The organism is Poseidonibacter sp. (assembly GCF_041821165.1).
In the GTDB taxonomy this organism is placed as follows: domain Bacteria; phylum Campylobacterota; class Campylobacteria; order Campylobacterales; family Arcobacteraceae; genus Poseidonibacter.
Genome location: NZ_JBGUES010000059.1, coordinates 1 through 12,024, shown reverse-complemented (window position 1 = coordinate 12,024; position 12,024 = coordinate 1). Strand labels below are relative to the sequence as shown.

12 protein-coding genes are annotated in these 12,024 nt (G+C 26.8%); 11 read left to right on the top strand and 1 reads right to left on the bottom strand.

Annotation, left to right across the window (positions count from 1 at the left end; translation table 11 throughout):
- Positions 1-4 precede the first annotated feature (4 nt).
- The 11 genes from ACERKK_RS06430 to ACERKK_RS06380 all read left to right on the top strand — a co-directional run bounded on the left by ACERKK_RS06430 (position 5) and on the right by ACERKK_RS06380 (position 11,684).
- Positions 5-172: an SPOR domain-containing protein gene (locus ACERKK_RS06430; protein ID WP_373772264.1), complete on the top strand. Its 168-nt coding sequence runs from the start codon at positions 5-7 to the stop codon at positions 170-172.
- A gap of 15 nt (positions 173-187) precedes the next feature.
- Positions 188-1,597, top strand: coding sequence for an anthranilate synthase component I family protein (locus ACERKK_RS06425; protein ID WP_373772263.1), 1,410 nt, complete (start codon positions 188-190; stop codon positions 1,595-1,597).
- Between the two features lie 81 nt (positions 1,598-1,678).
- A complete protein-coding gene (locus ACERKK_RS06420) occupies positions 1,679-2,464 on the top strand; it encodes a pyridoxine 5'-phosphate synthase (RefSeq protein WP_373772262.1) in 786 nt (261 codons plus the stop codon).
- Position 2,465: 1 nt separating this feature from the next.
- Positions 2,466-3,389, top strand: a complete 924-nt coding sequence (pdxA, locus tag ACERKK_RS06415) for a 4-hydroxythreonine-4-phosphate dehydrogenase (RefSeq protein WP_373772261.1) — start codon at positions 2,466-2,468, stop codon at positions 3,387-3,389.
- Entirely contained in the window at positions 3,389-4,456 is a 1,068-nt protein-coding gene (locus tag ACERKK_RS06410) for an AAA family ATPase (protein WP_373772260.1), read from the top strand. The genes pdxA and ACERKK_RS06410 overlap by 1 nt, the downstream gene beginning before the upstream one ends.
- Before the next feature lie 105 nt (positions 4,457-4,561).
- Positions 4,562-5,269, top strand: a complete 708-nt coding sequence (gene pyrH / locus ACERKK_RS06405; RefSeq protein ID WP_373772259.1) for a UMP kinase — start codon at positions 4,562-4,564, stop codon at positions 5,267-5,269.
- Between the two features lie 19 nt (positions 5,270-5,288).
- On the top strand, positions 5,289-5,501 hold the full coding sequence (locus ACERKK_RS06400; RefSeq protein WP_373772258.1) for a DNA-directed RNA polymerase subunit omega: 213 nt from the start codon (positions 5,289-5,291) through the stop codon (positions 5,499-5,501).
- A 21-nt stretch (positions 5,502-5,522) separates the two neighbouring features.
- The gene (locus ACERKK_RS06395) at positions 5,523-7,667 is read left to right on the top strand and encodes a bifunctional (p)ppGpp synthetase/guanosine-3',5'-bis(diphosphate) 3'-pyrophosphohydrolase (RefSeq protein WP_373772257.1); all 2,145 of its coding nucleotides are present in this window, start codon (positions 5,523-5,525) and stop codon (positions 7,665-7,667) included.
- Positions 7,668-7,691: 24 nt separating this feature from the next.
- Positions 7,692-8,900 (top strand): tyrosine--tRNA ligase, encoded by a 1,209-nt coding sequence (tyrS, locus tag ACERKK_RS06390; protein WP_373772256.1) that lies wholly within the window; start codon positions 7,692-7,694, stop codon positions 8,898-8,900.
- A 10-nt stretch (positions 8,901-8,910) separates the two neighbouring features.
- A complete protein-coding gene (locus ACERKK_RS06385) occupies positions 8,911-9,993 on the top strand; it encodes a nitronate monooxygenase (RefSeq protein ID WP_373772255.1) in 1,083 nt (360 codons plus the stop codon).
- A gap of 101 nt (positions 9,994-10,094) precedes the next feature.
- Entirely contained in the window at positions 10,095-11,684 is a 1,590-nt protein-coding gene (locus ACERKK_RS06380; RefSeq protein WP_373772254.1) for an N-acetylmuramoyl-L-alanine amidase, read from the top strand.
- On the opposite strand, the gene ACERKK_RS06375 is transcribed toward ACERKK_RS06380, so the two are convergent.
- A partial coding sequence (locus ACERKK_RS06375; protein WP_373772253.1) for an NUDIX domain-containing protein occupies positions 11,647-12,024 on the bottom strand: 378 nt, incomplete at its 5' end. The genes ACERKK_RS06380 and ACERKK_RS06375 overlap by 38 nt on opposite strands.

Here is a 12,024-nt window from a genome sequence, read left to right as displayed (position 1 = left end):
TAAGATTAGAGATGCTAATTTAAAATATAAAATTCATCAAGTAGAAGTAAAAGGGAAAATCTTCAATAAAGTTTTAATTGGTCCATATTCTTCAAAAGCAAGTGCTAGTGAAAATATAAACGATATTAAGAAAAAGCTTAACTTATCAAGTGCTTATGTTCTTAAATTTTAAAAGTAGATTATTTCAATGAATTTTTATAGCAAAGAACTTTTTTTAGACCAGTTTACACCAGTTTCAATTTACGAAAAGATTAAAACATTATATAAAGATGAAGTAACTTTTCTTTTTGAAAGTACTATTAACTCAAGTGATGGAAACTACTCTTTTATTGTAATTGGTGCAAGAGAAAGAGTTTGGTATGAAAACAATACTTGCTTTTATAAAAATGAAGAAGGAGTAGTTTCTACTGTTGATTCTAATCCATTAAGATTTCTTAAAAACTATTATAAAAACTTTGATAAAGAACTTTATAAACAAAAAGCAGCTCAATTAGGTATTGGTTTAGTTGATGGTTTTATTGGAAATATTGGTTATGATATTGGAAAAGAGTTTGAACCAAAATTAAAAGGTTCTATGAATGATTTAGTTGACCAACTTAATATTCCAGATTTAGATTTAATTAGACCTAATATTATTTTAGGATTTTCACATAAAACTTCTAAACTTGTTATGTTAACGTCAGTTGATTCATTAGAAGATGAATTAGTAAAAATTGAAAATTGTTTATATACTCCATATAAATATGAAGCTCCTAAAAAAGCTACAATTATAGATGAAGGTAAGTTTAACTTTTCAAAAGAACAGTTCTTTGAAATGGTTGCAAAATCTAAAGAGATGATAAAATCAGGAGATGTTTTCCAGATTTTAATGTCTAATAGATTTATTCAAAAAGCAAAAGTTGATCACTTAAGTTTTTATAGAGCCTTAAGATCAAAAAATCCTAGTCCATATCTTTTTTTATTAGAGTTTGAAAAATTCTCTATTGCTGGAAGTTCACCTGAAGTAATGGTTAAGTTAGTAGATGGTCATCTTTTACTAAGACCTATTGCTGGTACTAGAAAAAGAGGTTCAACTATTGATAAAGATTTAGCAATGGAAAATGAACTAAGAAATGATGTAAAAGAAAGAGCTGAGCATTTAATGCTTGTTGACCTTGGTAGAAATGATGTGGGAAGAGTAGCTCGTGCAGGAACTGTTAAAGTTACTGATTTAATGAGAATAGAAAGATACTCTCATGTTATGCATATTGTTTCTGATGTTGAGGCTATTATAGATGATAAATATGATATGTTTGATTTATTTGCAGCAACATTTACAGCAGGAACTATGACAGGTGCTCCAAAAATTAGAGCGATGGAATTAATCGCACAATTTGAAGGTATAAAAAGAAACTTTTATTCTGGAAGTATTGCTTATTTTGGATTTGATGGTAATATGGATTCTGCAATTACAATTAGAACTACAATGCTTACAGAAGATACTGTTATATTTCAAGCAGGAGCTGGTGTTGTTGCTGACTCTAATCCTGATGATGAATATTTAGAAGTTCATAATAAACTTGCTGCAAATATCGCAACACTTAAAGACTTATCTTAAAAATTAAACAAAATTTCTCTTCTTTATTTAATATTGGCTATTATTTCATCATAAAATAAAAGCCATTATTAAAGGATATAAATGTTACTTGGTGTAAACATAGATCATATTGCAGTATTAAGAGAAGCTAGAAAAATCAACGACCCTAATCCTTTAGATGCTGTACCTATTTGTAAGCTTGCAGGTGCAGATCAAATTACTATTCATCTAAGAGAAGATAGACGTCATATACATGATAACGATGCGAAAGTTATTATAAATCAATCAGCACTTCCTGTAAATTTAGAGTGTTCAATAAATGAAGATATTATTGATATTGCTTGTAAATTAAAACCAGCTCGTATTACATTAGTTCCTGAAAATAGAGAAGAAGTAACAACAGAAGGTGGATTAGATATAAAATCTAATTATGAAAAAATTCAAAAAGTTATTAAAAAACTACATAAACATGAAATTGAAGTATCGCTTTTTATCGATCCAAATAAAGAGGTTATTGAATTATCATCAAAATTAAATGTTGAATGGATTGAAATACATACAGGTACATTTGCAAATATTTATGCAATGTTAAACTCAGGTTTAGCTAATACTCATCATACTATTAAAGATTTAGAACTTCCAAAAACAGAATTAAAAAAAAGACTTCAAACTTCTATTAAAGAGATTAAGAAAGCAACTAAACATGCTATAAAAAATGATTTAAAAGTTGCAGCTGGTCATGGACTTAATTATCAAAATGTTACATTAATTTCTAATATTGAAGGTATTAGTGAGTTAAATATTGGGCAAAGTATTATAGCAAGATCAGTTTTTACAGGTTTACATACTGCAATAAATGATATGCAAAATTTAATAAAAAAGGCTTAATATGAAACCAAAAATTGCAATTAGTATTGGTGATTTAAATGGAATTGGAATAGAAATAGCAATTAAATCACATGAAAAGATATCTGAAATTTGTAAGCCTGTTTATTGTATTAATAATAAAATGCTTAAGTTAGCAAGTAAAGAATTAAATCTAAAAATTCCTAATAATTTTAAGTTATTTGAAACAAGTGGAGAGTTTGAGATTAAACCTGGTGTTGTTTCAAAAAAATCTGGAAAATACTCTTATGACTCTTTTTTTGATGCTATTACACTAGCTGATAAAAATAAAGTTGATGCAATTTGTACCTTACCTATTAATAAAGAGTCATGGAATAAAGCTGATATAAAATACAAAGGTCATACTGAGGTTTTAAGAGATTACTTAGGACAAAATGCAATTATGATGTTAGGTTGTAAAAAGATGTTTGTTGGTTTATTTACAGAGCATATTCCATTAAGAAAAGTTGCAAAAAAAATCAATGAAGAAGATTTAACAAAGTTTCTTATAGATTTCTATCATAATGTAAAATCAGATAATATTGCTGTATTAGGATTAAATCCTCATGCAAGTGATAATGGTGTTTTAGGTAATGAAGAGGTTGAAATATTTAAAGCAATTAAAAATGCAAATACTATTTTAGAAAAAAAAGTTTTTAAAGGGCCTTTAGTTCCAGATACAGCATTTTCTCCAATGTCAAGAAAAAACTATCAGTATTTTGTAGCAATGTATCATGACCAAGGATTAGCACCTCTAAAAGCTCTATATTTTGATCAAAGTATTAACGTAAGTCTTAATTTACCAATTATTAGAACTTCAGTTGATCATGGAACAGCATTTAATATTGCATACAAAAATGAAAAACTTAATACTAAAAGTTATATAAATGCAATTAAAGAAGCGATAGTTTTAATTAAAAATAAATAATGAGAATTCTTGAAGCTTGTTATGAAATTAACTTTTCAAAAGTTAATTTCATTGAAAGAAAAACTAAAATAACTCACCCAAAAACTATAATAAAAGGTGCTCCTAAAACTGGTAAAAGTTATTTAATATATGACTTTTTATCAAACTTTAAAACAAGTGATTATTTATATATTGATTTTTCAGATCCTAGAAATGAAAAAGAGAGTATAGAAAAAAACTTAGCTGAGTTTTTAAAAACAAATAAAATCACAGTTCTTGTCTTAGAAAATTTCTTATTTGATTTTGAAATCCCTTCTTGTGAAAATATAATAATTAGTACATCAATTGATAAAAAAATAAGGGGTTTTAAAAATATTTCTATAAAAGCTTTAGATTTTGAAGAGTATATTTTACATGATAATAAACATCAAAATATCACTCAAAGTTTTAATAGCTTTCTAAAACATGGAAATTTAGCTGAAATAATTAATATTGAAGAACATAAAAAAATTCAAAAATTACAAGAAATTTTAAAAATTCAAAGTAAAAATGAAACAGAATTTAAAATATTAAAAATTTTATTTGAAAATATTGATGAAAAAAAATCTCTTTTGCAACTTTTTAATATTTTAAAACAATCAATAAAAATTTCAAAAGATAATTTTTATAATACTTGTAAAATATTAGAAAATGAAAATAGAATCTATTTTTTATCAAAATATAACCAAGAAAAAGCAGTAAAAAAAATATACTCATATAATCATTCATTTTTAAATGCACTAACTCATAATAAAAAATTCAAGAATGAATTCTCAAATATGATTTTTTTAGAACTAGTAAATAGATATAAAGAGTTATATTATCTTGATAATATTGATTTTTATATAAAATCAAAAAAACAAGCAATTGTAGCAATTCCATTTTTTAATAACTTTTTAATGGCAGCAAATGTAAGGAAAATTATAAAAGTAATGACAGAATATGAAATTGAAGAATTAAATATTATTACAATTTCTAATAACGAGAAAATTTCTAATAAGAATTTTAAAATTAATGTAATTCCATTTTATGAGTGGGCTTTAAGTTAAACTTATAAGTTACTTGACATTATTAGAAGCATTATATATTTTTACTCTTAAAGCGATATTAATAAAAAACAAGATATAATCGCAAAACTATTAAGGATCCCTATAATGAATAAAAGAGTACTTGTAAAATTTTCTGGTGAAGCACTAGCTGGCGCTGAAGGTTATGGTATTGATACTCAAATTTTAGACTATATCGCAGAAGAAATTAAAGAACTTGTTGATAATGGTGTACAAGTTGGTATCGTAATTGGTGGAGGAAACATTATTAGAGGTGTTTCTGCTGCTGCAGATGGAGTTATTAAAAGAACAAGTGGCGATTATATGGGAATGATTGGAACTGTTATAAATGGTATTGCTATGCAAGAAGCACTTGAATATAAAGGTTTAAGCGCAAGATTACAAACAGCAATTAAAATGGAACAAATAGCAGAACCATTCATTGTAAGAAAAGCTGTTAGACATCTTGAAAAAGGTAGAGTTGTAATTTTTGGAGCAGGTACGGGAAATCCTTACTTTACTACAGATACAGCTGCAACTTTAAGAGCAACTGAAATTGGCGCTGCTTTACTTATTAAAGCAACAAAAGTTGATGGTGTTTATAATAAAGATCCAATGAAGTTTGAAGATGCAGTAAAATATGATACTATATCTTATGATCAAGCTTTAGAAGACCATATCAAAGTTATGGATGATACTGCAATTGCATTAGCAAAAGATAATAAACTACCAATTGTCGTTGCAAATATGAATGAAAAAGGTAATTTACTTAACATCATCAATGGTGATTATAGTAAATGTTCAATAGTAAAATAGAAAAATAAAAGGAATATTTATGAGATTAGAAGAAAGAATTTCAAAAGCATTAAAACAAGTAAATAATGACAGATATATTTTAGCAATTGCAGTTGGTCAAAGAGCAGATGAATTAAGTAAAGGTGCTAAGCCATTACTTGCACATAATACACAAAAAATGAAATATACTGATATTGCAATTGATGAAATTTCAAGTGGATTATTAAAAATCGAAGGGTTTGTAGATAAATAGTAGCTACTAAGTCTAAATAATATGGATCCATTTATAAAAAGAATTCAAAAGATTAATACAATTGATGGAGCGATTGAAGAGTTAAGTGAACAAACTACAATCACTCCAAAATTAAAAGATCTTATTGATTTTATTATTGAGGCCCACAGAGGTCAATATAGAAAAAGTGGTGAACCATATTGTATTCATCCAATTTTAGTTGCAAGTATAACTGCTCATTTTTCAAATGATGAAGCAATTATTGCAACTGCCCTACTTCATGATGTAGTGGAAGACACTACTTACTCTCTAGATTATATCAAAGAAAGATGGGGAAGTGATATTGCTCATATGGTTGATGGTCTTACAAAGATTGTTGAAATAAGAGAGCATGAATTTCTTCCTTCTACTACAAACAATGATTCAAAACTAATCTCTTCTGCACTAACTTTTAGAAAAATGCTTATTGCATCAATTGATGATGTAAGAGTTCTAGTAGTAAAATTATGTGATAGATTACATAATATGCTAACACTTAAAGCATTACCACTTAATAAGCAAAAAAGAATAGCAGAAGAAACACTTGTAGTTTATGTGCCAATTGCAAATAGACTTGGTATTTCTAATTTAAAAAATTCTCTTGAAGATTTAGCCTTTTTATATATTTACCCTGAAGAGTATAAAAAAATTGACAATTTTTTAAAAGAGCAACAATATACAATACAATTAACTTTTAATAATTTCATTTCATCAACAAAAACATTATTAGAAAAAAATGGTTATGACTTAGATAAGATTAAAATTTATAGTCGTATTAAACATCACTATTCAATTTATTTAAAAATGCAAAGAAAAGGTATTTCAATTGAAGAAGTACTTGATCTTTTTGCTATTAGAATATTAGTTGATAAAGATATAGATTGTTATAAAGTTCTTGGTTTTATTCATTTAGAGTTTAAGCCTTTAATCTCTAGATTTAAAGATTATGTTGCTACTCCTAAAGAAAATGGTTACCAAACGATACATACTACAGTTTTTTGTAATTCTAAGATTTATGAAATTCAAATTAGATCTTTTGAGATGGATGAAGTAGCAGAATTTGGTATTGCAGCGCATTGGAAGTATAAATCAGGTGCTAAAAATACAACAAATCTTAATTGGCTTAAATCTTTAGAATTTTCAAATGAGAATGTTGAAGAGTTTTATCAAGAAACAAAAGATAATTTATATTCAGAAGAAATAATCATATACTCTCCAAAAGGTGAAATATTTAATTTACCAGTTGGTTCTACTGCATATGATTTTGCATTTGCTGTACATACTGATATTGGTAAACGTGCAGTTTCTTGTTATATTAATAAGATTAAAAAACCTTTATTAACTGAATTAAAAAACACAGATATTGTTTCTATTGAATTGGGAGACCACCCTATTCCTAGGTGTTCTTGGGTTGATATGGTTAAAACTTCAAGAGCTCAAAAACAAATTAAATTTTTCTGTGCACATAGACAAAAAGAGATTGATGAAATGTCAGGATTAAATATAATTAATACTGTATTTTCAAGATACAATGGCGATGTAACAAGTAAATATCATATTGATACTCCGCATAAAATACCACAGGTTTTAGATTATTTTAAACATCTAAAACAAACAATTGAAAAAAAGATTATAAATGAGAGAGGAATTATAACAAGATTTAAGATTTTAACTAGTAAAGTTAAAGAATTTAAATTTGATAATATCTTAATATATTCTAATTTTAGTATAAATTCTGTATCATTTGACCATTGTTGTCACCCTAAATTTGCGGATGATATAGTTGCCTTTAGAAATGGCAATGAAGCAATAATACATCATAAGATGTGTGATAAAGCATATAATAAAATTAAAGATAAAAAAGAAATGCTTTTTTGTAAATGGACAAAAGATACTTTATACCAATATAAAATGGTTATAAGCTTACCAAATACAAAAGGTGAACTTGCAAGACTATTAACATATATGTCTCAATATGAAGGATATATTTTATCCGTTGATTATGGTAGACAAAAACATTCATATAGACAGTATTGCGATATTGAGTTTGAAATGAATAAATCAAATATAGATGAAGTAAGAAAATTAATAGAAAGAAAAGTTAAAGTTATAGATTTCTTTTCAAAAAAAGATGCATATAATAAATAATTGGACAAAGGTTAGATAGATTTAATGGAAAATAAAATTCAAGACGCATTAAAAGAGATTCAAAGAGGAATAGCTGAAATAATTGATATAGAAGCAATTGAAAAATTAATTAGAAGATATTATGAAACAGGTGAAAACTTTTATGTAAAAGCTGGTTTTGATCCAACAGCTCCAGATTTACATTTAGGGCATACTGTTCTTATTCAAAAATTAGCTACATTTCAAAATTTTGGTGGTATTGTACAATTTTTAATAGGAGATTTCACAGCAACTATTGGAGATCCAACAGGAAAAAGTGAAACAAGAAAAGTTTTAAGCGAACAAGATGTATTAGATAATGCACAATCATATAAAGAGCAAGTATTTAAAATTTTAGATGAATCAAAAACAGAAGTTATGTTTAATTCAAAATGGTTAAAAGAACTGGGAACTGCTGGATTAATTTCACTTGCATCTAATTTAACGGTTGCTAGAATGATAGAAAGAGATGATTTCTCAAAAAGATATGAATCAAATACTCCAATTGCAGTAAGTGAATTTATATATCCATTATTACAAGGTTATGATTCAGTTGCTATGAAAACTGATATTGAACTTGGTGGAACAGATCAAAAGTTTAACCTTCTTATGGGAAGAACTTTACAAAAAGCATATAACTGTGGAAAACAACAAGCTGTATTAATGATGCCAATTTTAGAAGGTTTAGATGGAATTCAAAAAATGTCTAAATCACTAGGTAACTATATTGGTGTTACAGATGAAGCATTTGATATGTTTGGTAAAATTTTGTCAATTTCTGATGAGTTAATGTGGAGATATTATGAATTATTATCTTCTAAATCATTAAAAGAAATTGAAGAATTAAAATCAGGGGTTGAAGATAAATCTATACATCCAAAAGAAGTAAAAGATGCTTTAGCTATTGAAATAGTAAATAGATATCATGGTCAGGGAGCTGGAGAAGCTGCTAAGGCAGAATTCTCAAATGTATTTGCAAAAAAAGATATACCAACTGAATTAGATGAGTATGTTTTTGAAGAAACTACTTGGATTTGTCAAGCACTAGTTGATGCAAAGTTAGTAGCTTCAACTTCACAAGCAAGAAGAGATATTAAAGCAAATGCAGTTTCTGTTAATCAAGAAAAAATTAACGATGATAAATTAAATTTAGAAAAAGGTGAATATATTTTACAAAAAGGTAAAAAAAGTTTCGCTAAGATAGTAATAAAATAAAGGGCTAATTTTGAAAATAGGTAAATATGAAATAAAGCACCCAATAATCCAAGGTGGAATGGGTGTTGGAATCAGTTGGGATCAATTAGCTGGGAATGTAAGTAAAGAAGGTGGATTAGGTGTAATCTCTTCTGTTGGTACTGGTTATTACAGAAATATGAGCGAAAATGTTCAAGTTGTAATGAGAAAAGATAAACCTAAAGATGCTATGAACTTCTATTCAAGAGATTCTTTTTTTGAAATAGTAGAAAATGCAAGAAAAATTTGTGGTGATGCACCATTAGCTTGTAATATTTTATATGCATGTAATGACTATGGAAGAATGGTTAAAGATGCTTGTGAAGCTGGTATTGATATTATTATTACAGGAGCAGGACTTCCTACAAATATGCCAGAATTTACACAAGACTTTCCAGATGTTGCTTTAGTTCCAATTGTTTCAAGCGCACGTGCATTAAAACTAATTTGTAAAAAATGGAAAAAATACAATAGAGTTCCTGATGCAATTATCGTTGAAGGTCCATTAAGTGGTGGACATCAAGGTTTCAAATATGAAGATTGTTTCAAAGAAGAATTCCAATTAGAAAATATTGTAGGTCCTGTAATTGAAGAAGCAAAAAATTGGGGAGAAGATATTCCAATTATTGCAGCTGGTGGAGTTTGGGACAAAAATGATATTGATAAGTTTATTGCTATGGGTTGTACTGGTGTACAAATGGCAACTAGATTTATTGGTACTTACGAGTGTGATGCTCATGCAAATTTAAAAAATGTATTATTAAATGCAAAAGAAGAAGATATTAAACTAGGAAAATCTCCTGTTGGATTACCAGCAAGATCTGTTAGAACTAATTTACAATTCTCTATGGAAAATAATACAGCTCCAAAAGTACAATGTATTTCAAACTGTGTAGCTCCTTGTAATAGAGGTGTTGAAGCTAAAGCAGTTGGTTATTGTATTGCAGATAGATTAGGTGCAGCATATAATGGTGATGAAGAAACTGGTCTATTCTTTACAGGAGCAAATGGTTATAAAATTGATAAAATCATTTCAGTTCATGAGTTAATGGAAAAATTAACAAAAGGAGAATAGAAATTTTTAATAAATTTTTTATTCTTCTTATACTATATTTTGCTTTTACAAGCTCTGCCTTTTCAAGCGAAGATTTAAAACAGCAATACCACTTATCAAAGATGGGTTATTTAAAAGCTGTTTTAAAAAAAGATCACGAAAAAAAGATTCAAGAACTTGAAAAGTTAATCTTATTAGGTAAAAAACTTAATAAGATTACCACACCAGATGAAAAAAAACTTGAAATTTTACTAAGTAAATCAAATAATACTGATATTGAAAAATCTGTATTATCTAATACTAATAACTATAACTCTACAAGTAAATCAAAAAAAACTGATGCATATAATATTCAAAATATACAAACAAGTGCTGATAAAATCACTATTGTATTTGATAGGAATATTGATAAAGAAATCATCAAGTTTTTTGAACTAAAACAAACCCCATATTATAAAGATGTTTTTGATATAGATGCAAGATTTGATAAAATAAATACTACACATTTAAAAATCAATAATATTGAAAAAATAAATATTGGTCAATTTAAATTTAATGTATTTAGATTAGTTTTAACAGATAAAAGAAATATCAAAACTAGCTATTTTGTTGATAAAAATAAGATTATTATTAATATAAATGAATCAAAAAAAGTTGTAAAAGAAAGTAATGATTTTATTGATGAAAAGAATTTAATTAGAACAATTTATACAGATGATAATTCTATAAGAATTAAATTCAATAAAACTTTTGGTAAGAATGATTTTAGATATTCTGCTTTTAAGCATAATAATAACTATATACATCAATTTGATATAAAAGGTAAATATAAATACTCAAACCCTATTAAGCTTTCAAATAAATACCTAGATAAAATAACTGTTTTAGATAAAGGTAATACTACGAGAATTAGAATTACAAATAAAGATAAAATAAATATTAGGTATATAAAAAATAAAAGAAACTTAATTATAAAAATAGCAACAGTAAAAAAAACAGCTATTACGAATAAACCTTATATACCAAAATATAAAAGTAAAGTAATAGTAATTGATGCAGGTCATGGAGCAAAAGATTCAGGTGCTGTTGGACCAAATAAAAGATATGAAAAAGTTGTTACATTAGAAGTTGCAAAGTATTTATATAAAATGTTAAAAGAAAAAGGGCATAAAGTTTATCTTACAAGAAAAAATGATAAATTTATAAAAGTAATGAATAGAACAACACTTGCTAATGAAAAAAATGCTGATATATTTATCTCTATTCATGCTAACTCTGTTCCTAAAAGTAAAGCCCATAGAGTGCAAGGTATTGAAACATTTTTCTTAAGTCCTGCAAGAAGTGAAAGAGCAAAAAGAGTTGCAGCAAAAGAGAATAGCTCAGATATTAGTAGTATGAGTAATTCTTCTAAATTAGTGTTTTTAGAGTCACTTAATAGACCAAGAATTACAGCATCTCATAAGTTTGCAATTGATGTTCATGCAGGAATGTTACAATCAGTTAAATCTAAGTTTTCTGGTGTAAAAGACTCAGGAGTAAGAGAAGGTCCATTTTGGGTTCTTGTAGGGGCTCAAATGCCTTCTATTCTAATAGAGTTAGGTTATATTTCTCATCCAAGAGAAAGCAAGAGACTTTATAATAAAACTTATCAAAAGTTACTTGCTAGAGGTATTGCTACTGGAGTAGATTCTTACTTTTCAAAAAACCCTTAATCTCTTTGATAAGTTTTTTTTGTTTTTTTCTTATATTTGGTAAATCATCTAAAGAAAAAAACTTAACTTTAGAGTTTTCCCATGAAAGATAATTTTCTTTTAGTTTATTTTGTAAAAACATATCTTCTAGGCCTTCGATATTACGAGCATTTACTAACCAAATTCCAATATCTTTTTCTATATTAATTTGTTCAAAGTAATCCTCAAAAAGACCTATTTCAACTTTGATACTACTCTCTTCAAATAACTCTCTTTGAGCACATTCATAAGCTGTCTCAGTTTTATCTTTTAAACCCTTTAGGCATCCCCATTTATCTTTACTAGCTACTGATTTACAAAG